The organism is Infirmifilum tikiterense (genome assembly GCF_054696565.1).
Genome location: NZ_CP182482.1, coordinates 1,641,266 through 1,664,147, shown reverse-complemented (window position 1 = coordinate 1,664,147; position 22,882 = coordinate 1,641,266). Strand labels below are relative to the sequence as shown.

Here is a 22,882-nt window from a genome sequence, read left to right as displayed (position 1 = left end):
GCATAAATACCTCAACTGAATGCCGTAGATGGGGCCGTTCGGGGCTGCGGCAACCTCACCCGGGGTAGCGGGAAAAGTAGCGCCGCAAGCCCCGCGGCCCGGCCCCAGTACCCGGATATCAAAAGCTTCTGAGGGCTTCTAGCACGAGGTGGAGGTCTTCTTCAACTGCTACGGCGGCACTACTACAGGCGCGTACCTTTCAAGGAACATCGGCGCGTATGCGTAGCCGTTCTGCCACCCGTTCAAACCCGTAGCTCCGAGCCAACCCGTCCCAGTAAGGTTGTAAAAGAGGATCACGGTCTGGTAGCTAAAGGTCAACGATTTTGTAATATTAATCGGCAACTCCCGATTCTGACTATCCAAGCGAGTGAAATGTATGTCGGCGGAGCACAGAGGGATACCGCCGCACATGAAGGACGACGTCGCCTCCTGACCGGGGACCTGCGTGTACCAGTAGCTGAGCGCCCCCCTGTTGAAAACTATTGCCTTCCCGGACTGGCTACCCCACTGGGAGATGAAGATCCCCGGGTAGCTCCCTGTGAACGTCTGCGCTTGAGCGCCGGAGACCGGAGTGCTGTCCGTCGAGTTCTCCCTGTAGTTTCCAGCGGGATAAGTGAGGTAGGAGAAGTACCCGTACGCTGAGCCCCAATTCGGGATGTTGGGCTGAGCCACGCCCGAGACCTGAATAGCCCAGTATCCGTTGCCGCTCTGAGTCCCGTTCCAGTACACGTAGCTTATTATGGGAAGGTAGTTCGTGCCGTTGATTACCTCAACCAGCGTGACTATGTGGTAGTAATCGCTCCTGAGCAGTCCCTGAGCGTTCCCGCCCCGCTGAGTCACCGCGTAGATGTCGGCTACCAGCGTCGTGTTGAGGAGAGCGAAGATCCTCACGGGTGCGGGGTAGCCGTACCTGAGGTACTTGTAGAACACGCTCCAGTTCCCGTAGGGACGGTAGCTGGCGTTGTAAGTGCGTTCACAAAGATGGTCGGTGTCGAAGCCGTGCAGGTTGATTGTACCGTAGACGACACTGCCGTCGGGGCTGCGAAGGTTTATCGCCGCGATGCCCCAGTAGTGAAGGTGGTAGTCGGGAGCGAAGCTGCTGTCGCAGGGGTTCGTGCTCGGAAGCACGCTCTCAAACCCGCGGGCAACCCTGTGCTGGGCGTCGAGGAACTCCAAATCAAAGAGGGGATGGACGACATCCTTGTAAGAGGGGTTCTGGTCCGGTGAAATGTACCTTATCCTCGTTGAGAAGTTGACCGGACCGGCGTCCAAGTCGTCGCTCCACCACAGCAACACGTACTGTTTAATGATATTTGTTTAATGATATTTCTAGCGGAGAACTGCACTTGGAAGACGAGCGTCGTGTTGAAGAGCGTGCCCGCTACGAAGTCCATCTGGGGATCTGACAGCCCCACGGGGAGGCGGATCTGCAAATTGTGCCAGCTGACCGCGGTCCAGTTCTCGTACTGTATCGGTCTAAGCTGGAGAGTGCCCTTCTTCCCGTCGCTAGACACGTTCACCCTGATCTGCTTGATAGGCATGACGGGAAACGGCGGCAAGTTCACCGTGCTCTGCAACTTGTTGCCCAGCCAGTAGAGGGAAAGGTTGGAGCTCATCTCCAGCGTGTAAACCTCAAACGGGGTCTGGGTCGGTCTGCCGACGCTCTGCAGCTTACCGCTGGAGTCGTAGTAGTAGAGGGTGCTGGGAGTCTTCTTCTGGACGGCGAAGCCGATGTAGTTGTACGCCGACGCCTCGACGAGTATGCCCCTCTCATCCGAGACGACGACCATCACGGGGACGTACTGCTGTCCAGTCAGAGGATCCGTGAGAACGTCGACGTAGGGCTCGAACGTGACGGTGTAGTTGCCCATGCCGTCGTAGCGGACGTCCTTGATCGTAGCCTTGAGCCACCTGCCCGTGTAGGTGCTCCCGACCTTCTCAGGGTAGTATATCTCGACCCAGCCCTTGGCGAGGAGGTTCCCGTAGTACTCCCCCCTGTCGAACAGGACGTTGATCGTCAACGACACGTTCCCATTTGTGCTATTGTAGTATCTGATGGGGGTCCTGTAGACCCTGACCGTGAGCCCGACGAAGACGTCGGACTCCCAGTTGTAGAGGCCGAGGCGCGTCAGGTTCATCCTGAGCTTGGCGTAGGCGTAGGACCCGGAAGCGGGGAGGTACCAGTACCCCTTCATCAGGTCGTACACGGCCCGGGACCTGTTGAGGTACTGGGAGACGTCGAGCCTCTCGAGGCTGTACGACACCTGTATCCCGTACTCGGCGTAAGCCTTCGTCACGGACTGCCTCCAGTACTCGAGGAAGGTCTTCGCAACCTGCCTGGCCACGGTGAAGTTGTGCCTGTTGTAGTAGCTCATGCCGAAGTTGCTGAAGCGCCCCGTGAGGTCCGAGAAGCGGGAGTAGTTGAAGTACGCCCTCGTGGCAACGGCCAGCATCGCCGCCAGCGCCCTCTGGAAGTCACCCGTTATCGACGCGACGACCTCCCGGGCGACGGGCGACCTCGTCTGCAGGAAGACCGCGTGGGCCTGGTAGACCATGACGAGGATCGACATGACGTAGAGAGCTATCAGCAGGACCGCCGCTACCACAACCTGCGCCCTCCGCTTCAATAAAATCACCCCGCGAAGCCCACGGTGAGCACGATGTAGATCACGGAGCCCCTCACGCGGTCCGGGTCGCCCGTGGCCACGTAGGTGTACGTGACGGACTCGGACTCGTACAGCCTGATGCTTGAGAAGTTGGCGTTCGCCACGGACCCGAGGTAGCTGAACACCGCTTTACCTGTTTGAAGGTCGAAGTCGAGCCTGTAGACCGTCATGTTGTAGACGAGGTCGGGGGGAAGGCTGGAGGAGATGAGCAGGCGCAGGTCGTTGACCCAGCTCCTGTCGCCGGGGTTCACAAGGGCCCTGCCCACCGTCCTCTCGTAGACGCCTGCCGTCGCCATGTCGTTTAGCAGGTTGTAGGCTAGCCGCCGCAGGTCGGTGGTCTCGCGTATGTAGACGCTCTTAAGGGGGCGTGTGAACGCCATCACCATAAGTATGACCGTCACCACTATGAAGGCGGCGAGGACGGCCTCGACGACCCGGACTTGACCCTTCCTGCGCATCGCTAGCCCTCGACGCTCCTCCACAAGGTCAGCTGGATCACGTAGGGGTAGTTGTATATTGTGGCGAACCTCGTGAGCGTCACGGAGTTCGCCGGCGACGCCTGCCTCGGGCCGAACGTCACGTCTATCTCAGGGATCCTGTTTATCACGATGACTATGGTTTGGCTCCTCCACTTCGCGAAGACGAAGACGTGCGAGGAGAGCTTCTCCAAGTATTTAATCTTCCCCACGAGGTAGAAGTTCTGGGAGGATGGGAGCACCTTCCCAGCTACCTCATGGCACCAGAGCGGGTCGTCTGATCGACCCCTGCACCAGTCGATGCTCGTCACGTTCAGGAGCTCCTCGTACTGCGGAACGACCTGGACGACCTCGTCCTTGCAGTGCACAGCCCCCGACTTCTTGGAAGTACCTTGGGAGCGTATGTCGGGGACTTCCACGTCCCTAGAGATGATTATCGTGTCACCTATGATGTAGCCCTGAACCGGAGCGCCTCCCGAAGGCGTCGCGCTGTATCCGTAGACGGCAACGAAGCCGTGCCAGCTCGTGTGCAACAACAGGAACCAGAACCACCACTTGTTCAAGTTCTTCTGCGACTGCAGATAGTTTTGCACCTGACTGGTAAAATCGAGGGTCGTGTAGCCCAGAGCGTCCGTAGTAGAGGAGACCGTGAAGACCGCCTTCTCCTCCAGATCAGGCTGGCGATTGTTCCCATCACCTGGATCCACCTTGAAGATCGCGTATATCCCCGTGACGTTGGCGTTGGGCAAGCCCATCCCGTACCAGTTGTAGACGCTCACCGCGAACTTCGTCGGAAAGGACTGACTGCCGTCCTTAGTAGTGTTCCAAGACAGAACGGAGACACTGTGCCCTATCATGGGCTTCATGACGAGCCTGAAGCCGTAGCCCTGGCTAAGGCCGAGGAGCTCCGCAAGCCTGCTGGCGTTCAGAAGCAGGGGGTTCGGAAGGGTGGAGAGGTTCGCGAGCCTCATCACCTTGTCCGGGTCCACTACGTAGGGCTCCCTCGTGCCGTAGAGGGCGAGCCCGAAGTCCTGCATGTCTCCGGCGGACACGGTCACGTTCGTGCCCCAGTCAGGGGGGTAGCCGGGGGTGAGGAGAATCTTGTCCATGACCCTCTGGGCAACTGTGTAGAGCTGCTCTTCCCGCACCGTGGTGAGCGTCCCGGTGGAGGCCGATATCATCTGGTTGGCTGCCAGGACCAGGATGACGACCAGCAGTGCCACGGCGATGTACTCGAGCACAGTCTCCAAAACACACCACTGGGCTTTTAAGCGGATTTTCCAAATATTAAGGTTTCTGCTGCAACTGCGTGAAGCCTATGTAGACGTACCCGCCCTGCCTGTACGCGACTAGGGCGGGCCTGTAGCCTTGGGGGAGGGGTAGCATGATAGTGGGCTTAACTGTGAGGCCTGCGACCTGTGTTTCTGAGGGTGTGGCGTGGACGGGGTTTGAGCCGAAGTTGGGTGTCACCACTACGCGCACCTGCTGGTATATCTGCAGGCTCGCGTTGACGAGGAGCTTGTTTTCCCCCACGTCGGCCACTTGCAGCGCGTAGGGCTGGCCTCCGAGGTCGCTGGGGACTGTGAGGAGCATCACGGTGTAATTGCCCCCTCCCAGTGTGTGCACGGATACGAGCTCCACGATCTCCCTGGCGCAGCTCTCGGCGACCTCGGCGAGCATGGTGTTAACGGTCTCCATGTTGTACAGGAACGCCACGAAGGAGAAGACCTCCACCAGTATCAGCGCGACAGCTAGGAGCGTCAGCGTGCCGATGAGGTGCGATAGGACGGGAGTCGGCAAGCTGCATCACCCGGTGCTTATGGTGACTTCGGCTACTTTGACCACAACGACTGACCCGTCGGCTGGCGGCCCCATTAGAAGCCTGCTTTCGCTCCTCTGGCCGAAGTTGACCGTTATAGTCACGCTGGGGCTCGAGAACCTGTACTCCTTCAGGCTCGAGTTGGTGTTGCGGAGCACTACGGGTATGGTGCCGGAGCCTCCGAGCTGGCCGAACCTCAAGCTTATCACGTGGACCGTGTAGAAGTTGTATCGCTTGACAGCGTTGTTCTCGGTCACGTTGATTGCGCCGTTGTAGAAGGCTCTGACACGGTAGGTCTCAAGGTGGGCGCAGGCTGCTCCCTGGAAGTCCTCGTAAACGAGGACTATCGGCTCGCCGGGCGTCACGATCAGCTTACTCACCTCCGCGGCGAAGTCGCCGGACTCAGGTACGATTAGCTGGCTCGTCGTCGTCACCAGGCTACCCCCGCAGACCGATATCCTGCCGGACTGGATGGACGTGGTGTTCGTCGCCCTGCCGTCAGTTATGGTTATGGTTACGCTGCTGTCATAGCGCTCGAAGTTTATCCTCGTGCTAGTGAGGGAGAAGCGGATGTACCTTGAGCCGCCGGTGCCCAGAGCCACCTGCTCGAGGGCTGTGGCGGCGTAGGCCAAGTTGTCCTTAGCGTACTGGTACTCCATCATCTGCCTGTTGAGGTCGATGAGGGACGTTGAGTAGTAGAGGGCTACGGCGACTATAGTCAGCATGATCCCAGTCATTATCGTAGCCGCGATGACCGGCGATATCCCTTTCCTAAGACGCATACCTACTCGTCCTCATCCCGCAAGCGAGATATAAGCTTGAGCCCGCCGAGCTTGGCGGCGAACTCCGGATCCAGGTAGGCTCTGAAGAGGCACGCCTTGCAGACGGGCTTCGAGGAGGGCTCGCCGCAGATTACGCACTTCCGCGCGCCGCCGGGAGGCTCGGGTAGGGCTTTCCGGGCAAGCTCCTTGACCGCTAGAATCCTGTACTTGAAGCCGGGCGCCTCGTCTTCGACCTCGTTTACCCAGCGCCGTACGGGGTGCCTCAGGGCGTACACGATGTAGGGGCACTCCACGAAGGGGGTCTGGATCCCCTTGAGCAGCGTGTACGTCAGGACCTCCTTCTCCGTCACGAAGTACAGCGGCTTTATCCTCGGGACGAGCCCCTCGCCCCCGGTTGCCGATGCTATCCCCTCGCGCACTACCCCCTCGATGTGCGCTTTGAGGGCGTTCATTATGAAGACCTGCACCTCGTCGTCCAGGTTGTGGCCTGTCGCCAGCTTGGTCGCGCCGAGCTCGCGGGCGAGCTTGTTCATCACGTACCTTCTGAAGACTCCGCACACGCTGCAGGGCTTGTACTCGAAGCCCTTCTCCTTGAGGACCTCCACGGCCTCGTCCAAGGTGAGTCCGAAGTAGTCCTCGAACCTTCCGATGAAGATCCTGACTCCGAGCCTTTCAGCCAGGTCCGCTAGGGCTTTTAGCTTGTACTCCCTGTAGCCCGCGATCCCCTCGTCCACGGCCACGCCTATGACCTCGATGCCGAGCTCTCCCGAGAACTTTTTGAGCAAGTAGAGGGTGGTTAAGCTGTCCTTCCCCCCGCTCACGGCAACGGCCACTCGATCCCCGGGCTCGACGAGCCTGAAGGTCTTCAGCGTCTCGAGGACCCTTCTCTCGAAGTACTCGACGAAGTGCTCCCTGCAGAGGTAATCGCCCAGGTACGGGACGTACGCCACCGCCTTCGAGCCGCAGACAAAGCACCTCGCCGTTCTACCCACCCGAAACAACCGAGTGTATCTTGACGCGCGAGCCGGGCTTGAGGGGCTCGTCCTCCGCCACGACTTCCCCGTCCACGGCGACCACAACCTCGCTGGCACGCAACCCCAGCTGGCCGAGCAGGTCCCTGACCGTGGAGCCCTCTTCGACGCACACCCCAATGCTCTCGCGGCCGAACTTGTCGACTAGGACGCTGAAGCCCCGGGTGCAGGGCGCTTCTCTACTCATCGAGCGCTCCGGCTACTTCCCGCTTTCTATGCTAAAAACTTTTCCAGAGCCGCAAAGGTTAAAGATGTCCTCGGGTGTGAGGAGTGGCAGGTGTGAGGCTTGTCGAGCGTGTTCCAGGACCCCACTGTAGCCACAGTTAACATCGGCAAAAAGGGACTCAGCGAGGAGGTCCTCGCGGAGATCAGCAACGTCTTGGATTCTAGGGGCATCGTGAAGGTCAGGCTCCTCAAAAACTTCCGCGATACGTACGGGTACACGAGGGAGGACGTGGCTGTGATCCTCTCGCAGAGGCTGGGAGCCGAGGTCGTGGGCATCAGGGGATACGTGATAGCTTTGAGGAAGAAGAGGAGGAAGCTCAAGGGGCGCGGGCTCTAGTAGAGCGATGGGCTGCTCGCCAGCCTCAGGTACTTTATGAGGCCGAAGTCGAAGATCCCGGCTTCCGGGTCGACGGCGTAGGCTTTGAAGCTCTCGATGTCGGCCTCTCTCAGGATCGGCGACAGCAGGTTTCTCTCGACGTTCACCTCTGTGCCGGGCATGAGGGGGCTGAGAGCGGGTAGAACTATGACCCTCTTGCCCATGTACTGGCCCTCTAGGAGGGCCTTGAGCTTCAGCCTGGCACCTACCTCGTCTCTCAGCGCGATGGCCGGGTGCTCGTGCCCCATGAGAATCACCTCTACACCCTCAGCAAAGCCCTCGACCGGGAGGGGCTTGTGGCCGTGAATGAACATGATTCCTTCCTCAAGGAGGTAGGGGTCTCTGAGGGGTATGTTCATTTTCTTCAGCAGAGCGATCAGGTAGTTGTCGTGGTTGCCTCTCACAACCTCCACGCCCACGCCGAGACCCTCCCGCAGGAAGCTCAAGAGCTCGCCTGTCTCCCGCCACTCCTGGCGCGTAACGTCTCCGAATTCGTGCTTAACGTCCCCGAGGATGACGACTCGCGAGGCTCCGGTCTCTCTAACCATCGACTCCAGAACACTCCTGATCTCGGTGCTCTGAACAGGGGGTATGTAGACACCCTCTTCGGCGAGCGCCTCCTCGTAGCCTATGTGGAGGTCTGCGACCGCCAGCACTCCGAGCTTGGATATGTACACGCCTAGGCCGACTATCTCGATACCCTTGGATATGCTGAGTGACGGCAGCAAGCGGATTACCCTCTGCCATTCCTCGCAAACCGGACAGATTTATATTATAGCTCTGCTTGGTGTAGGCGATGAGCGAGGGGAGAACTTCCCGCATCCCGGAGTTCTACAAGAAGAGCATCGAAGAGAGGCTGAAGATAGTCGCTGAGTTCGCGGGTCTGACTGAGGAGGAGGTTAAGCTTCTGAGAAACTTCGGCAACCTCGACCCTAAGATCGCCGACTCCATGATCGAGAACGTGATAGGGGCTATGAGCTACCCGTTCGCCGTGGCGGTCAACTTCCTGATTAACGGCAAGGATTACCTCGTGCCCATGGTGATAGAGGAGGCGAGCGTCGTCGCAGCGGCCAGCAACGCGGCTAGGGTGATGAGAAGGGACGGCGGTATAAAGTCTATCACAACCGGCCCGCTCATGATAGGGCAGGTGCAGGTTGTAGGGCTCAAAGATCCCTGGTATAAGCGCATGCTGGTGCTCGAGCACAAGGACGAGATCCTGCAGCGGGCCAACGAGGTCGACCCTGTTCTCGTGAAGCTCGGCGGGGGGGCGAGAGACGTGGAGGCCCGGGTAGTTGAGGGGCCGCACGGGCCCATGCTCGTCGTCCACCTGATCGTCGACGTCAGGGACGCTATGGGCGCGAACGCCGTCAACACCATGGCCGAGAGAGTCGCGCCCCTCATCGAGAGGATAACCGGGGGGAGGGTACTCCTCAGGATAATCTCGAACCTCGCGGACAAGAGGCTCGTCAGGAGCTACGTGAAAGTGTACAAGGAGGACATTGGAGGAGAGGAGGTGGTGGACGCTATCGTTAACGCCTGGGCTTTCGCCGCGGCCGACCCCTACCGGGCCGCGACCCACAATAAGGGCATCATGAACGGGGTCATCGCCGTAGCTCTAGCGACCGCGCAGGACCACAGGGCAATAGAGGCTGGGGCTCACGCCTACGCCGCTAGGAACGGCAGGTACGAGCCGCTGTCGAGGTGGGAAAAGGACGCTGACGGGAACCTGGTGGGTAGCCTGGAGATGCCCATGGCTGTCGGCATCATCGGAGGCGCCACGAAGGTTCACCCGGTGGCAAGAGTGGCGCTGAAAATCCTCGGGGTGAAAACGGCCACCGAGCTCGCCGAGGTCATGGGCGCGGTGGGCCTCGCTCAGAACTTTGCGGCGCTGAAGGCATTGGCGACGGAGGGGATCCAGAGGGGGCACATGAGACTGCACGCGAGGAACCTTGCCATAATGGCCGGCGCTACTGGAGACCTGATAGACAAGGTCGTTGAGATAATGGTGAGCGAGAACAAGATAAACTTCGCCTACGCTCAGGAACTCGTGGCTAAGCTGTCCAAGGAAGGTGAGGCTGACAGGAAATAGACTTAACTTTTTCTCAGCGTGTTTAGCTCGCTACTCAGGCTGAGGTAGTACTCGTTGATAACTTCATCCGAGGTAAGGCTGACCCTCACCTTTTCATCCGCTAATATGATCAGCCTGTCCCGCTCGCCCCCTTCCCTTTCAGTGGCACGGATCCTCTCTTCAGCCTTAACCAGCCCTTTTGCTGCAAGGCTTGACACTGCTCTTTCCACAGATTCCGTGTCTAGTTGTAGGGCCGGGAGCCTTCCTAGGTACAGCCTCTCGATGGCTGAAGGTACCTCCGAGAGCCACAGTGAGCCGCCGAACACCACGAGCGCTCTCAGGATGTCCAGCTGAAGCCGGGAGCCTTTATCCTCTCTCGACCTTAACTCCCTAGTGTACTCATCCATGATGCTTACTCTTTTTATGCCGGTTATTTGTTTAACGCCGGGGAGAGTGCTCCGCTCAGCTAGCGTGAATGTTGGAGAGGTGTGGATGGCTGTCTTCCTAGCCTACTTTGTCCTAGTGAACGTGGGGCACGTTCTAGCTGGGTATGCTATACTCTTACTCTACGGGGCGCTTGCAGTCGTTGCGGAAATACAGGATCCGCCTGGCTTAACCCTACTTGACTGCTTAGCCTTACCGTTCATCGGTATTCTGCCCCATATCTTCCTGATACCCGTTTTCGCTACGGGTAGTGTGAGCCTCCTTGCTATCATTTTCACCGTGATTTCGGCTATTACCGAGGAGATATTCTTCAGGGGTTTTCTCATGAAGCGCCTTGGCCTCCCGATCCAGGCGCTTGTCTTCATGTACTCGCATCTCTCAGTAACCGACCCTCTGTTTCTCGTGAACTCATCTCTCCTAGCCCCACACTACTTTGTTTTCGGGCTTACCGCTGGACTCATAGCAGATAGAAAAGGGTTTGAGGGGTCAAGCCTCTTCCACGCTACCTACAACTTAGCCGCCACTTTATACTTCCTCGCCCTTAACACGACGACGATTTCCCTGCTCCTAGCCTCGGATATCTTCAGCCTCGCGGCGGTGTTGGTATACTTGAGATTTTCTCAACATAAAATATTGTTTTCACGAGTATGATTTCAGCAGGCAAAGTTAATATGTTTTAGCTCTCTAGGGGCTTCCGTGCACAGGACCCAGAAGCTCGCCGTCACCGCTCTGATGGCTTCCTTGGCGCTCGCGCTCTCAATCCTCAAAGTGGAGCTACCGTACCCCGTCCTACCGTACTTGAAGTTCGACTCAGCCGAAATACCCGTAACCCTCGTCTACTTCATGTGCGGGCTCTCCTGCGGGCTCCTCACCGAGGCCCTGCACTTCACCGGCCTCGTCGCGAGGGGGGCCGACCCCCTCGGGGCCCTGACGAAGCTCCTGGCTGTTGCCTCGATGCTCGCAGGCGCCAGCGCTGCAAGGAAGGTCTCCAGAGCTGCTGCCCTCGAGTTCGCCGGGGGAGCCGCCCTGCGGGTTGCCGTGATGACCGCCATGAACTGGGTCTACTTCACCCTGCTTTACCCGAGCCTCCTCGACTACGCTGTGAGGATGGCCGGGGGGCTGCTCCTGCTGTACGCCTTCACAGGCCTGTTCAACCTCCTCCACGCCGCGCTCAGCTTCGCAACAGCGTGGGCTGTCTACGTCGAGGTCAGAAAAAGAGTGGGGCAGCTCTAGTCCGCTTGGAGAAGCCAGCTCATCACTAGTCAGTGAGGGGCTCACTCTTCACTAGTTGCAGTGGTACGGGAGACGCTTATTATCCTTATCGCTCCTCCTTCTGCTCCCTCTGACCTCCTTAACTCCTCGTCGCCTTTCTACGGCCTCACGGCCGCCACACGAGTGACGTGTCGCCCTAGCGAACCTACTCATTGAGAGGTACCAGTGGAGGGTTATAAAACTCATACATGCTGCGATTGCCAAAACAGAGGGGTGTGTAGGATTACCCTAACACCCTCCCACAACTTCCCGACGTGCAAGATTATGGGAAAACTGTAGGTCAAGTGCTGGAAGAAGCATGGGAAAAGCTAAAAAGTAGCATTGCCCCGTTTGCTTCTGGCGTTCACTTTGGCTGAGAGGACGATAGGCGGGAAGGTTGTATTAGGTAGCATTGCTCTCGTCGTGATAGCATCGGCTCTTTCAGCTTTTTTCGGTGCTAAGCTCTCAGCGACTGAAATCGCCGCCCTGGGGTTTCCCTTCGCCAGGGAAAACACCGCGGAGTCGGCTTTCTTGAATAGCTTGGTTTTCCTGGGTTTGGTGCTAGTTGGCACTCTTTTCATGCTCTTAATCGTGCGAGCAAGGAGGGCTTTCTTCCTCCCGTTCGTCATGGCTTTTGCCGTTTTCTTTTCCTTCTGGGGTATCTTGGAGGTGTTCGCATACGCTGTTGAAATCCCGGGGTGGCTCTATCCTCTCTACGAGCCACTAAGCCTTGCCGTTGCCGCAACAACGGCCGCGCTCATTATTAAGCCTGTAAGCGTGCTTCTTCTAGATGCGCTGCTGCTAATATACGGCACTATGGCTGGTGCTCTGTTCTACTCGGTTCTCCCGCCCTGGAGCGTTGCCACTATAGCTGCCGTGCTTGCGGTCTACGACCTTTACTCAGTGTTTCGAGGCCCGCTGCGCCGCATACTTGAGGGTACCGTCGGGGGAAGGGGCGGGCAACCTAAGGCAACGAGCCATTTGAGAGGAGCGGTTGTCTACGTGGGCGATCTAGCCCTTGGTATGGGTGATATCCTGATATACTCGATGCTGTCGCCTCTTTACTACCTCTACCCGAGCCCGTCGATAGTCAGGTGGGCTCTGTGCGCAGCAGCGCTTGCTGCTGGCTTCTTGCTTACTCTCAGAATGCTTAAAAAGAAAAGATTCATGCCCGCTCTACCTTTGCCTGTCTTCCTCTCGATCGCGACGTACGTCGCATACCTGGCGCTAGCTAACCCTTAGAGAAAAAGAGGGGTCAGGACGCCCATCTTCACTCATCCATCTTCGTGCACCAACGCGCTCCTCATCCCCAGAATGTTTACCTTGAGGAGGTAATTAAGGTTGAAGTCTTCGTAACGCCGTCCATTTTCCTGATGCTGGTCACCGTCTGGTCGAGGAGCTCGAGGGCTGGAAGATTGAGCTTCACGATGATATCGTATTCACCATAGACTATGTGCGCCTCCTCCACAAAGCTCATGTTGCGAATTGCTTTCAAAACCTCGTCTTCCCTGCCGACGTGGGTGTTTACCAGTATGTAGACGGTTATCTTCTCGCTCATCCCCGAAAACCAGTAGTGAGTATTCCTAAGGAGTTATAAAAAATTTGCCTTGAAGCTTTGAATCAAATTCACGGGGTAAGCTCGATCGAGCTGAAAACGAGGGCAACGACGACGCTACCGTAGTAGCCCTCGGGTACTTCGAGCTCCTCCGTCAGGTACCTGGGAGGCTCTATCTGAAGGTTTTTCTCGCGCCGGATTTCATCCCACATTGCTTCAAGCTGAGAGTGCGTGTGGGACTCCGAGTCGCCGTCGTGGAACTCTATGACGTATCCGTGAGGCCTGCCTCTCGCCCACGAGATCCCTGTGCTGATCTTAGCTGGACCCTTGACTCTCTTCTCGCTCATCACAACGAACACGACGGCGCCTGGGGGGAGCGGGTGGATGGGCTCCTCCTCAACTCCAGGCGGGAGTATCGAGGAAACTGGGACGAGGTTCACGTTGTGTATGCCAGCCTCTCTGAGAGCGTTGTTAAACGCCATTAGAGGCGATACCTTGCTGAGCCCTTTCCCCTTGGTAACGAAGTACTTCCTCGGTATTATCATATCCTTTGGACTGCCTACACCTCGCACTCTAGGATAAAAAGTTTTTCAAAGAGGGACACGCCCTTTTCCTGAACAACGTAAACATTTGAGTATAGGTTCTTTAGCTGGAGCACCAGCGTGTTCACGTCCGAGAGAGAGGACGCTATGAGCACAAGCTTTCCCCCTCCCCTCAAAAGACTCCTTGCCGTACGAGCTAGGCTTAGTGTGAACTCTACCCCCCGTGGCCCCCCGCACCAAAGGGGTTCTTCCTCGTACTCGCACGGCAGGTAGGGCGGGTTCGATACAACGATCTGGAAGGACGCTTCTCTAAATGGATCCGCTTGATTGGCTACCACCAGGTCCACGTTCTCAACCCCTACGTTGCGCAGGTAATCCTTTGCCGAGTAGACGGCCTCAACCGAGACGTCTGTCCCGACAGCGTACTCCGACCTCGACGCTAGAACTCTCGTGACGTAGCCGGAGCCGACGCCAACTTCCAGCGCAGAGGAGCAGTTGATGGTCTCCTCAACGTAGTCAGCCAAGAAGAAGGTGTCCTCGGAGGGTGTGTAGACCTGCCCTATAGCCCAAGGAGCCTCCTTACTTCGGGGTTCATCCTGTCGGGTGTCCATGGCGGGTCGAACACCAGCTCAACCTCCACGTCTTCCACACCCTTCACCTTCTCCTTCACAACATCCTTAACCATTTCGAGCAGGAAGTAGGACATTGGGCAACCTACAGCCGTCAGCGTCATTTTTATCTTCACTTTTCCGCCATCCACTTGCACATCGTAGATTAGTCCTAGATCCACTACGTTGAAGGGAATTTCCGGGTCGTAAACTTCCTTAAGCGCTTCAAGGACTGCCTCCTTCGTCACCTCGCTCATTATATCCCCCTGTCATATCCCCGTTCGGCCTAAATACTTTTCCATCTGCTGAGAGCTTTTTAGCCGACACGTATATGGTATCCAGTACGTCGAGAATCCTCTGGATCTTCTTAGGCCCCAGGCCCGGGATTCTACGGAGCTCGGCAGCGGAGGCAGTGAAGAATCTCCTCGGCGTTTTAAACTCTGAGAGGATTCTCTCGGCTAGCTCGTAGCTGATTCCCGGTAAGGTTGCTATCAGGTTTAGCTGGACTACGGGGATGCTCGTGTTCACTTTCAGTACTTTCTTCTTAACGGGTGGTGCGTAGCGGCTATCCTTCTTTTCAGCCCTCTTAGCGGCGATGTATATGAACAGGGCCGTTTCCCGGGGGCTTCCTGTGTGCACGACGGAAACCCCGTTCTCGACGAGGGCGAGCATCGCGCCGTACGCCTGGTTTAGCGAGACCTCTCTGAACCTCGTTTCGGCAGACAGATCTCCCTCTATCAGGATGATTGGAACCTCATATGCCTGCTTTAGGTACCGAGACTGCTCGAAAAGCCGTTTGTCGAGAATGGAGTTAAGAAAGTCGCTAGGGGCCTTCCTCTCTATGCCGTAAACGCCGGCAACATCGTAGTCTGCCACGTCTAGTCTCCTGAACTCAAACCTTGCTCCGAGCCTGGCAAGCTCAGGTATGACCGGTGACCTGCGTTCACGGTCATCGACAACGATGATCATACACTCCTTGCTCTTCTACTTAGCCCTAGATTTATTTCTTGATTTTCTAGACAATCCCTTATGGTAAGCTTTCTTGTTCCCTTCAGGGCCATAAACCTCGGCTACGACTGCTGCTAGCTTTTGGGAAACCGCTTCGATCCTCGACGCGAGGTTCTCATAGTACTCTAGAAAAGTCTCCTTGATCTCAGCCACCACCTCCTCCGCTTCACGGTCCCCCGTGGCTATCTTCGCCAGCTGGGACTCCATCCGGCCCCTGACTTCCGGGAGGACGAGGCGGGGCTCAACCTCGAGTAGTGAGAGAATAAGCGTCTTACCGAGGGGGGTCGGAATGCACCTTTTCTCGCGGACTACGAAGTACCTCCTCTCTATATTGGTGTGTATATGGTCCTGCATCGTAGCGTCTGTGCCTATACCGTACCTCTTCATGAGGGCCAGCAACTCGCTTTCGCTGAGGTAAGGTGGGGGCTGAGTTGACCTTTCCTCCAGCTTCAGGCTCCTCACCTTGAGAGTGTCTCCTTCAACCAGGTAGGGCAGAGGGTTCTCCTGGGGTCGGGCGTAGTAGTAGACGTAGTAGAAGCCGGGGTAAACGATCCTTCTGCCCTCAGCGGTCAGCTCCAGCTCCCCTAACTTGACCACGACTTTCTGCCTTTCGACCTGAGCTTTCTCGCTCAGCGTGGCAAGGAAGTGACGGGCGACGAGCTCGTACACCCTCCAGGCCTTCTCGCCGAGGGCTTTTACGATGGCGGCCTTTAAGGCCTGCCTAGTTGGGTGTATCGGAGGGTGGGCTTTATCGTCGTCGCGCCCCCTCGTCGGCGTGAAGCCCTTCGTTAGGAGCTTTTCGACGTACCAACCTACGTCCTCCCATGACGTGAACATGGAGGCCAGCTGCGGTAGGTTGAGGGTTGGCGGGTAGATCGTTGTCTCTGTCCTCGGGTACGAGATGTAGCCGTACTGGTAGAGCTTCTCTGCTATCGCTAGAGCCTCCTTCGGCCTGATGTTGAGGAATGTCGACGCACGGCTCTCGAAGTCCACAGTGGCGAGGGGTATCGGGGGGCTTACTTCAACGATGCTTGCCTCAGAGAGCACCACAGTCGCGTGGTCCAAGCCTTTAAGGTTGCTGAAAACAGCCTGCGCCCTCTCCTTGTCTTCTCCAAGGCTTGCGGATGCAGAGAACGTACCGCCGTCGGACTCAAGCTCAGCGACGAGAACGTAGTACTTCTTCTTCTTGAACTGCTCCCTCTCGAGCTCGCGCTTCACCACGAGGTAAAGGACTGGCGTCTGGCAGGGGCCGTAGCTGAGGAACCTTCCCAGGGGGAGACGGGATTTCTGCTTTTGAACAGCGAGAGTCAGCAGCCTCGTGAAGGAGGCGCCCACCGTTAAGTCTACAACCATCCTCGCGAAAACCTTCTTCGCCCACAGCTCCTTCGGCTCGCGGAGGTTGTTCATCGCGTTGAGGATGTCCCACTTCGTCACGGCTGAGAACCAGGCGCGTTTAAACTCGAGGCTCGGGTTTACCTGGCCCATCACCTTCATAACTTCGAACGCTATACCCTCTCCTTCGACGTCGGCGTCGAGGGCCAGGATAACCTTCGAGGTTTGGAGGGCGAGCTTCCTGAGCGCTCTAACGTACTTGTAGGCTCCTTCCCTTACGACCTGGATGGGGGTTACGAAGAAAAGCTGCTTAGGGTCGATTGAGTTCCACTTGTTGTACTCTTTCGGGAAGTCGAAGTCCAGTATGTGTCCGATGAGCCCTATGGAAAGGTGGTTCTCACGCCTGTACTGGAAAACGTAGGCGGGTACGCCTTCGACCAAAACTTTCCTGTATCCACCTTCTCCCAGAAACCTGGCGAAAGCCAGCGCCACGGCGGGCTTCTCGGCAACGATCACCGCGTCGTATGGCATCACTTTCTCCTTTTCTCCTCAACCTTCGGCGTCTCAGCGTGCCTTCCTCTCACGCCTATTCCAAGCATTCTCCGCATAGCCTCATCCAAGAAGCGGATGTAGGATCCCCCTTTCCCCACGAAGGCGCCGTACTCGTCAGCGTTGACGTGAACCTCTAGCTCAGCCCCCACGAGCTCAGCCTTCACGATGTGCTTCCTAATCCAGCCAACCGGGTGTATCGCCTTCACGACCTCCGAAAGGTCGCTTGTGAGTTCGATGGCCCTAATCTGCACCCCTGCCTCCTCCTGCGCTTTGTTGATCCTCTCGCCTTTCTTGCCTATTAACCTGCTCAGAGCCCTTTCCTTAGACACAACCAGCACGTCGGGCGCGTTCTTGGCACCGTACTTCTCTTTCAGGTCTTTCAGCCACACAACGCTGACTATCTCTGCATCGGGCGCATGGGTGAGTATCACGCTCTTGACACGCTGCTCGTCCTCGGTCAGAGGCCTCCTCCGCAACCTGGTCTCTAAGGCGAGCTTGAAGCCCCTCTTCGATCCCGGCCTCACGATGTCCTCCATGCCCATGTCCACGACTAGAGCTTTCTCCTCGCCGAGGAGGAGCTCTCTCGCGATCACTGCCGTGTTGGTCTGGTTGCCGGCGAGCACCTGAAGCACGGGGTCGCCTGCCACGACAAGCTTCGAATTCGACCCTACGCGTATTATGACCTCCGGTAGAATCGAGGGCTCCAGGAACTGAATGTCGTCGAGAAAAACCAGAGAGTCGTCGAATGTCCTGCCGGTTAGGAAGCTCGGATCAATGAACACCAGCTTGCCGCTTGCGGTGTACTCCTTTATCGTTCCCTCTTCCACGTAACCTGAAGCTATGTCCATGAGGTAGGAAGAGGCTAATTCGAAGTAGAGGTTTCCCAGCTCAACAGAGTTGTAAATCCTGGACTGGAGTAGGCTCACCAGCGGCCTCGCAACAACGAGCCTGCTGAACTTACCCTCCTTTAGCGCCTTCAAGCCGTACAGCAGTACGACGAAGCTCTTCCCGGTGCCGCTCGGCCCAAACACCCCGATTAGCTCCACCTCTTTGTTGTCGAGCGCATTGTAGAGTAGCTTCTGCTTCTGCGTGGCAGGCTGGAACTCCTTCACCGCCTCCACCCCTTCAACGAAATCATTAAGGAAATATAAACCCTGTGAGTCCGTTAACAGGGTGGTATCGACGGCTCTCTGGCGTCCGCAGGGAGTCTACTTCGGTCCAGCAGGTGTGCCGACGACAGTGAAGAAAGGGGGCGTTGTGGAGGGCATACTGGAGGTGAAGAGGCTTGGCCTCGACGCTATGGAGATAGAGTTTGTTAGGAAGATCTTCCTTGACGCGGAGGGCGCTAGGGAGGTCAAGAGCGTGGCTAGCCAGCTGGGTGTCGTGCTCACAGTACACGCCCCCTACTACATAAACCTCAACAGCAGCGAGGGGGACAAGGTCAAGGCTAGCATCGAGAGGATACTCGAGTCCGCTCGTGTCGGCTACAGCGCTGGAGCATGGAGCGTGTGCTTCCACGCCGGCTACTACGGGAGCGAAGACCCCCACAAGGTCCACAACACCATCAAGTCCAGGATCCTGGAGATCGTGAGAACACTGGAGAACGAGGGCATTGAGATTTGGATTAGGCCTGAAACAACAGGTAAACCGTCCCAGTACGGTGCTCTCGAGGAGATCCTCGAACTCAGCTCCGAAATCGACATGGTGTTGCCCGTGGTGGACTTCGCTCACCTCCACGCTAGGGGGGCAGGGGCCCTCAAGAGCTACGATGATTTTGTCAGGGTCCTCAGCTTGATAGAGGAGAAGGTCGGGAGGTACGGCCTCGACAATATGCACATCCACGTGTCAGGTATAGAGTACAGCGAGAAGGGAGAGATTAGACACCTCAACCTCGCCGAGGCTGACTTGGACTACCAGCTCCTCGTGAAAGCCCTTAGAGAGTTCGACATCAAAGGTGTCGTCATCTCGGAGAGCCCCAACCTGGAGGGCGACGCAATGCTGCTGAAGGAGCTCTTCTACGGGCCATCGAGGAGGCGTAGGTCGAAAACAAGGGCATCGCGAGGCGAGTAGCCTTCAACGCTACCGCTTAGCACGTACTTCAACTCTCCGGGGTTCAGGACCGGACCGGGGAAAACCCCTTCATCGTCCAGGGCCAGGCGGGGGCAGGCCGTGTTCACAAAGGCTTCGAACCCTTGTATGTTTTCTAAAAGCTCTCGCGTCACCTCGTTGAACACAGCTATCAGGACTCTTCGACCTCTCTCCTCCAGTGTCCGCTTCACTCTAGTAGCCAGACTCACCCTGTTCTGACCTGGCTTTGAGGAAACGACTATGAGGAAGCTCCGGGCGTCTATCGCCTTCGAGATGGCGTAAAGTCTCCGGGCAACCACGTTTCTCAGCTCGACACGCGAAACTTTCTCCTGATAGGGGTCGGCGCTCCACGTGGGGCGCTCAGACCAAATGGCTGCTCCGAGCGCATGAAAAAGGCCTCCGGCAACCACCACAACGTCGTCAGCCTGCCGGATGGATGCGTAGTTGCAGCCTACTATCAGTCCCTCCACGCCTGAGAGAGAGCCTGTTATGGGCTCGAGACCTTCGCTTGCCACAGCTTCCTTCAGCGCGGGAAGCCACTTCGCGTGCTGGATTGTCGTCACGATAGCTAGCGAGCTCGCTCCAGCGTCTTTGGCTTCGCGTGCAGCTTGGGCGACGAGGCGGGTTGGGTTGAGAGTGGAGAAAGCCGGCAGGAATAGAACCCTCGGTTTACCGGGGGGCTTGAACCACACTGGTCCGTGGTGCCCTATGTGAATGATCGCGTCGACCCCGATGCTTCTCGCCTCGTCGTAAGCCACATCGCATCCACCCCAGGCGTGGCTTGCGGAGATGAAAGCACGCACATCCCTTTCCTCCAGGAGCTCTGAGACTGCGAGCGCGATTTTCTTTAGACCGTCAGGTGCCTGGATTAGGACCTTCCTCGCACCGTTGCTCTTCACCCAGGTAAAGATGTCCTCTTCGTTGATCTCGTAGCTATCCACGATCACGAAGCAGTAGTGCCGCTAGTGGGTTATTACGCTTTTCAAAGGTAATAGGCTAGTCTCAGGATGCTAGCTGACTGGCCTCCAGCAAATCCCTAGCTTGTCGGCGTATTCGTATGCCTCCTCCATTTCCTCGCTGGTAGGTCTCCTGGCAATGTCGGGCCACCTATCCGGGTACTTCGCAACTAGGTGCTCGGGCCTGTACTGATCCATGATGTTCACAAGGGCTCTTGGGCAGTTCTCTGAAATCCACTTAAGGACTGGCTTCGTGCAGCACTCAACGTGGTTGGGTAGGACAAGATGCCTTATTATCACGTCTGCTCCTCTATCGCACACATACCTGTGGTTCCTCGCCACCACCTCAAAGTAGCTGGGTGCTCCAGAAAGCCTCCTCGCACAGGCATCATTCCCGTATTTGAAGTCCGGGAGCCATATGTCCACTACGTCGAAAAGCACCTCAAGGAGCTCGCTGCTCATGTACATATTGGTGTTCCACAGCAGCGGAACGTCGACGTCCATGTACTTCAGCGACTCCACCACAACGTGGGACTGCTGGTCCGGGTTGCCTCCCACGTAGTTGATGTTCCTAGCGCCCTTGACGTATAGCTCCGTAGCTATCCCCGCGAGGTCCTGTGGTGAAACCTCGACGCCGTTAAGGGGTTTAGTTGATATGTCCCAGTTCTGGCAGAAGACACACTTGAAGCTACAGCCCGTGAAGAAGATCGTGCCAGAAGGGACGAGCGGCGCCTCCTCACCCATGTGAAGAAAGGCTGAGGCAACCCTCACCTTTGAGTCAAGGCCGCAAACTCCTCTCCCCCCTCGGGTTCTGTCGACACCGCAGCGCCACTCGCAGAGGCTGCACTTCGTTAGGATTCTCTTCACGATCTCTATCTTCAAGTCGAGGTAAGATCTCTCAGGAATCCTCATCTTCGCGAGATCAACCCCGCCGCTAACGACGTCGCGGTAGAGGTCCTCGAAAGCCTTTGAGGCTTCACGGTGTGCCTGGAGCAACTCTTCTAGGGACGCGTTAGGGTTAAACTCTACCTCGAGGCGTTTCACAACCCGGTACTTCGGTGGCCTGTCCCCCTTGAGAATGGAGTAGTAATGGCTGAGCCTGCTCTTTACCTCCTCGCTTTTCCAGACACTGATGGCGTCGGGCCTCAAGAGCTCCAGCCAGTTCATCCCTAGGGTACCGTACGTAGAGGGCGTTAATAACGTTTCTTGATACAAATGAGCTTTAGCTATGGCCCACGTGGAAAAATTGTGCGTATCGAGTACCCTATTATTTTGATAAACTTCAAAGCGTACCGAGAAGCTAGCGGAAAGCGGGGCCTTGAGCTGGCGAAAGTTGCCGAGAAGGTCAGCAAAGAGACTGGCGTTACCATCGCTGTGGCCCCCCAGCTTACGGACCTGCACTTCGTAGCCGCTAACGTCGAAATCCCCGTATTCTCGCAACATGTCGACGACGTTGAGCCGGGTAGCCACACAGGCCATGTGACGCTCGAAGCCGTGAAGGACGCGGGCGCTGTCGGCACGATGCTTAACCACTCGGAGAAAAGGGTGCGTGCAGACCAGGTAGACGTTATCGTGAAGAAGGCCAGAAGCCTGGGCTTAGTTACAGTTGTGTGCACCAACACCCCGGAGGTCACCGCGGCCATGGCCGCTCTGGGTCCAGACATGGTGGCTATTGAGCCACCCGAGCTCATAGGTACGGGCATTCCGGTCTCCAAGGCCAAACCAGAGGTAGTAACCTCGTCTGTGGACCTGGTCAGTAGGGTAAACCCCTCCGTCAGGGTTCTCTGCGGAGCCGGAATAACGACGGGAGAAGACGTCGCCGCGGCATTACGCCTCGGAACAGTAGGAGTCCTCCTGGCATCCGGCGTCGTGAAGGCAAAAGACTGGGAAAAGGCTATAAAGGATCTAATAGAGCCCATCACAAAATCGCGGTGAGAGCACAACACTACTCTTGAACTTCTCTACTGCTCCACTCGGAGGATACGGCTCTCCACCTAGCCCTGCTCCTCATCCTTCAGAACCCGAGTTTTCGATCATAGCCAGATGTAATGCTCCTCTCCAATATTTAAGGTTACAGCCCTTTAAGGCTTAAGCAACGATACGGCTGTATGGAGAATAAAGATTACTTCCGCTTTCGCCCAGAATGGTACTTTTTAGCCTTTCCCCGGCTTTCTCCCGTGTTCAACCCGCGCTTTCCCCTGCCCCGAGGGATTGGAGAGAGGGTTGTGGGAGGGTGTTCGAGCACCGTATGTGTAGCTTTAACGGACACAGCATGTGTGAGCGCTTATAACCCTATCCCCGCCTGTAGCCTTAATGGTCGAGGTTGACGGGGAGGTCTGGGAGAGCGTAGCCAGGTGGCTCGAGCTGACGGGCCACGCAAGGACGCTCTGGCGCATGCGCAAGCCGAAGCCGCTAAGCAGAGCCTTCGGCACGCGCAACACGAGGTACATAGCCAGCGCCCTCGATAAATTGCGCTCAGCCGGTCTCGTGAGGGAGGCTGTGGTCGGCGACGTGAGGTACGTCTACCTGACGGGGAGGGCCTGCAGCCTCCTCGCTCTGCTCGGCTATAGCCTCGATGAGGTGGCGTGCGGCGAGGCAGCATTGAGGCTTATTCGACGCGCAGCCGGAGCTGCCTCCGGTACAGCATAACCGTGGCGATGTGCGTACATATTCTTGCTTTGCGCACGTAGCCGTAGGTCCTGAAGAAGCAATCGCACCTGTACCTCCCCCGCTCACCCAGACGTTGTACCACGGGTACGTGTCGCCCAGCTCCGGCAGCCCCTTGATGAGCCAGTGCTCCGCGCCGACCCTCACGACCTTCCCGGCGAGGAGCCTGTAGGTCGCGCGGTAGAACCACTTCGCAGGCTTATCTGGAAAAAGATGCTTGCAGCTCGCCTAAAGCCTCCAAAAGGTCACCTTGCTCCTCGACCACCCTGCTATCGCTGCAGTAGCCGAAGAGCGCGCACCTCACAAGCGCCCAGGCCAGCCTGCTCTCCTCCCTTTTAACCCTCAAGCGAGAGCACCCACAGCGCCTTCTCCGTGAGAGAGACCGTCACACCGGCTGGGTGCGACGCTTTTTCAGTGAGCCGTAGTCCAGTAGCCT

28 protein-coding genes are annotated in these 22,882 nt (G+C 57.2%); 8 read left to right on the top strand and 20 right to left on the bottom strand.

What is annotated here, in order from left to right:
• Window positions 1-168 precede the first annotated feature (168 nt).
• The 8 genes from ACNO7C_RS09120 to ACNO7C_RS09085 are packed head-to-tail and all read right to left on the bottom strand — an operon-like array spanning window position 169 to window position 6,961.
• Entirely contained in the window at window positions 169-1,293 is a 1,125-nt protein-coding gene (locus ACNO7C_RS09120; RefSeq protein ID WP_460024788.1) for a hypothetical protein, read from the bottom strand.
• Complete coding sequence (locus ACNO7C_RS09115; RefSeq protein ID WP_460024787.1) at window positions 1,236-2,627, bottom strand: hypothetical protein; 1,392 nt, start codon at window positions 2,625-2,627, stop codon at window positions 1,236-1,238. The genes ACNO7C_RS09120 and ACNO7C_RS09115 overlap by 58 nt, the downstream gene beginning before the upstream one ends.
• A 5-nt stretch (window positions 2,628-2,632) precedes the next feature.
• On the bottom strand, window positions 2,633-3,148 hold the full coding sequence (locus ACNO7C_RS09110) for a hypothetical protein (protein WP_460024786.1): 516 nt from the start codon (window positions 3,146-3,148) through the stop codon (window positions 2,633-2,635).
• A complete protein-coding gene (locus ACNO7C_RS09105; RefSeq protein WP_460024785.1) occupies window positions 3,127-4,383 on the bottom strand; it encodes a hypothetical protein in 1,257 nt (418 codons plus the stop codon). Before ACNO7C_RS09105 ends, ACNO7C_RS09110 begins: the two co-directional genes overlap by 22 nt.
• A gap of 46 nt (window positions 4,384-4,429) precedes the next feature.
• Window positions 4,430-4,942: a hypothetical protein gene (locus tag ACNO7C_RS09100; protein ID WP_318536696.1), complete on the bottom strand. Its 513-nt coding sequence runs from the start codon at window positions 4,940-4,942 to the stop codon at window positions 4,430-4,432.
• Window positions 4,943-4,948: 6 nt separating this feature from the next.
• Window positions 4,949-5,743, bottom strand: coding sequence for a hypothetical protein (locus ACNO7C_RS09095; RefSeq protein WP_460024784.1), 795 nt, complete (start codon window positions 5,741-5,743; stop codon window positions 4,949-4,951).
• Between the two features lie 2 nt (window positions 5,744-5,745).
• Window positions 5,746-6,735: a TIGR00269 family protein gene (locus ACNO7C_RS09090; protein WP_460024783.1), complete on the bottom strand. Its 990-nt coding sequence runs from the start codon at window positions 6,733-6,735 to the stop codon at window positions 5,746-5,748.
• Window positions 6,728-6,961 carry a MoaD/ThiS family protein gene (locus ACNO7C_RS09085; RefSeq protein WP_460024782.1) on the bottom strand — a complete coding sequence of 78 codons (234 nt, stop codon included), beginning with the start codon at window positions 6,959-6,961 and terminating at the stop codon, window positions 6,728-6,730. The genes ACNO7C_RS09090 and ACNO7C_RS09085 overlap by 8 nt, the downstream gene beginning before the upstream one ends.
• A 108-nt stretch (window positions 6,962-7,069) precedes the next feature.
• On the opposite strand from ACNO7C_RS09085, the gene ACNO7C_RS09080 reads away from it, so the two are divergent.
• Window positions 7,070-7,336 (top strand): YhbY family RNA-binding protein, encoded by a 267-nt coding sequence (locus tag ACNO7C_RS09080; RefSeq protein WP_460025929.1) that lies wholly within the window; start codon window positions 7,070-7,072, stop codon window positions 7,334-7,336.
• On the opposite strand, the gene ACNO7C_RS09075 is transcribed toward ACNO7C_RS09080, so the two are convergent.
• Window positions 7,333-8,103, bottom strand: a complete 771-nt coding sequence (locus ACNO7C_RS09075) for a metallophosphoesterase (protein WP_460024781.1) — start codon at window positions 8,101-8,103, stop codon at window positions 7,333-7,335. The two genes, ACNO7C_RS09080 and ACNO7C_RS09075, sit on opposite strands and share 4 nt — an antisense overlap.
• A gap of 68 nt (window positions 8,104-8,171) precedes the next feature.
• On the opposite strand from ACNO7C_RS09075, the gene ACNO7C_RS09070 reads away from it, so the two are divergent.
• On the top strand, window positions 8,172-9,464 hold the full coding sequence (locus ACNO7C_RS09070; RefSeq protein ID WP_460024780.1) for a hydroxymethylglutaryl-CoA reductase, degradative: 1,293 nt from the start codon (window positions 8,172-8,174) through the stop codon (window positions 9,462-9,464).
• Between the two features lie 2 nt (window positions 9,465-9,466).
• Here ACNO7C_RS09070 and ACNO7C_RS09065 read toward each other — a convergent pair whose 3' ends face one another.
• A complete protein-coding gene (locus tag ACNO7C_RS09065; RefSeq protein ID WP_460024779.1) occupies window positions 9,467-9,850 on the bottom strand; it encodes a hypothetical protein in 384 nt (127 codons plus the stop codon).
• 46 nt (window positions 9,851-9,896) lie between these two features.
• On the opposite strand from ACNO7C_RS09065, the gene ACNO7C_RS09060 reads away from it, so the two are divergent.
• The 3 genes from ACNO7C_RS09060 (at window position 9,897) to ACNO7C_RS09050 (ending at window position 12,380) form a co-directional block, all read left to right on the top strand.
• The gene (locus ACNO7C_RS09060) at window positions 9,897-10,538 is read left to right on the top strand and encodes a CPBP family glutamic-type intramembrane protease (protein WP_460024778.1); all 642 of its coding nucleotides are present in this window, start codon (window positions 9,897-9,899) and stop codon (window positions 10,536-10,538) included.
• Window positions 10,539-10,583: 45 nt separating this feature from the next.
• The gene (locus ACNO7C_RS09055; RefSeq protein ID WP_460024777.1) at window positions 10,584-11,120 is read left to right on the top strand and encodes a hypothetical protein; all 537 of its coding nucleotides are present in this window, start codon (window positions 10,584-10,586) and stop codon (window positions 11,118-11,120) included.
• Window positions 11,121-11,507: 387 nt separating this feature from the next.
• Complete coding sequence (locus ACNO7C_RS09050) at window positions 11,508-12,380, top strand: hypothetical protein (RefSeq protein ID WP_460024776.1); 873 nt, start codon at window positions 11,508-11,510, stop codon at window positions 12,378-12,380.
• A gap of 76 nt (window positions 12,381-12,456) precedes the next feature.
• Here the strand turns inward: ACNO7C_RS09050 and ACNO7C_RS09045 are convergent, their stop codons facing one another.
• The 7 genes from ACNO7C_RS09045 to ACNO7C_RS09015 all read right to left on the bottom strand — a co-directional run bounded on the left by ACNO7C_RS09045 (window position 12,457) and on the right by ACNO7C_RS09015 (window position 17,847).
• A complete protein-coding gene (locus ACNO7C_RS09045) occupies window positions 12,457-12,696 on the bottom strand; it encodes an Lrp/AsnC ligand binding domain-containing protein (protein WP_318536682.1) in 240 nt (79 codons plus the stop codon).
• Window positions 12,697-12,764: 68 nt separating this feature from the next.
• Window positions 12,765-13,238 carry a pyruvoyl-dependent arginine decarboxylase gene (locus tag ACNO7C_RS09040; protein WP_460024775.1) on the bottom strand — a complete coding sequence of 158 codons (474 nt, stop codon included), beginning with the start codon at window positions 13,236-13,238 and terminating at the stop codon, window positions 12,765-12,767.
• 14 nt (window positions 13,239-13,252) lie between these two features.
• On the bottom strand, window positions 13,253-13,846 hold the full coding sequence (locus ACNO7C_RS09035) for a methyltransferase (protein WP_460024774.1): 594 nt from the start codon (window positions 13,844-13,846) through the stop codon (window positions 13,253-13,255).
• Window positions 13,795-14,100, bottom strand: a complete 306-nt coding sequence (locus ACNO7C_RS09030) for a metal-sulfur cluster assembly factor (protein WP_318536679.1) — start codon at window positions 14,098-14,100, stop codon at window positions 13,795-13,797. Before ACNO7C_RS09030 ends, ACNO7C_RS09035 begins: the two co-directional genes overlap by 52 nt.
• Window positions 14,069-14,812 (bottom strand): ERCC4 domain-containing protein, encoded by a 744-nt coding sequence (locus ACNO7C_RS09025; RefSeq protein ID WP_318536678.1) that lies wholly within the window; start codon window positions 14,810-14,812, stop codon window positions 14,069-14,071. The genes ACNO7C_RS09030 and ACNO7C_RS09025 overlap by 32 nt, the downstream gene beginning before the upstream one ends.
• A gap of 15 nt (window positions 14,813-14,827) precedes the next feature.
• Window positions 14,828-16,714, bottom strand: a complete 1,887-nt coding sequence (locus tag ACNO7C_RS09020) for a DNA topoisomerase (protein ID WP_460024773.1) — start codon at window positions 16,712-16,714, stop codon at window positions 14,828-14,830.
• Complete coding sequence (locus ACNO7C_RS09015; RefSeq protein WP_460024772.1) at window positions 16,714-17,847, bottom strand: PhoH family protein; 1,134 nt, start codon at window positions 17,845-17,847, stop codon at window positions 16,714-16,716. The genes ACNO7C_RS09020 and ACNO7C_RS09015 overlap by 1 nt, the downstream gene beginning before the upstream one ends.
• A gap of 61 nt (window positions 17,848-17,908) precedes the next feature.
• Between ACNO7C_RS09015 and ACNO7C_RS09010 the strand changes: the two genes are divergently transcribed.
• On the top strand, window positions 17,909-18,805 hold the full coding sequence (locus ACNO7C_RS09010) for a TIM barrel protein (protein WP_460024771.1): 897 nt from the start codon (window positions 17,909-17,911) through the stop codon (window positions 18,803-18,805).
• On the opposite strand, the gene dph2 is transcribed toward ACNO7C_RS09010, so the two are convergent.
• Together dph2 and ACNO7C_RS09000 are read right to left on the bottom strand one after the other, a co-directional pair.
• Entirely contained in the window at window positions 18,751-19,770 is a 1,020-nt protein-coding gene (gene dph2, locus ACNO7C_RS09005; protein ID WP_460024770.1) for a diphthamide biosynthesis enzyme Dph2, read from the bottom strand. The genes ACNO7C_RS09010 and dph2 overlap by 55 nt on opposite strands.
• Window positions 19,771-19,833: 63 nt before the next feature.
• Window positions 19,834-20,946 (bottom strand): radical SAM protein, encoded by a 1,113-nt coding sequence (locus tag ACNO7C_RS09000; protein WP_460024769.1) that lies wholly within the window; start codon window positions 20,944-20,946, stop codon window positions 19,834-19,836.
• Between the two features lie 78 nt (window positions 20,947-21,024).
• On the opposite strand from ACNO7C_RS09000, the gene tpiA reads away from it, so the two are divergent.
• Window positions 21,025-21,714 carry a triose-phosphate isomerase gene (gene tpiA / locus ACNO7C_RS08995; RefSeq protein ID WP_460025928.1) on the top strand — a complete coding sequence of 230 codons (690 nt, stop codon included), beginning with the start codon at window positions 21,025-21,027 and terminating at the stop codon, window positions 21,712-21,714.
• A 378-nt stretch (window positions 21,715-22,092) separates the two neighbouring features.
• A complete protein-coding gene (locus ACNO7C_RS08990) occupies window positions 22,093-22,428 on the top strand; it encodes a hypothetical protein (protein ID WP_460024768.1) in 336 nt (111 codons plus the stop codon).
• 217 nt (window positions 22,429-22,645) lie between these two features.
• Here ACNO7C_RS08990 and ACNO7C_RS08985 read toward each other — a convergent pair whose 3' ends face one another.
• Complete coding sequence (locus ACNO7C_RS08985; protein WP_460024767.1) at window positions 22,646-22,792, bottom strand: hypothetical protein; 147 nt, start codon at window positions 22,790-22,792, stop codon at window positions 22,646-22,648.
• Between the last annotated feature and the right edge of the window lie 90 nt (window positions 22,793-22,882).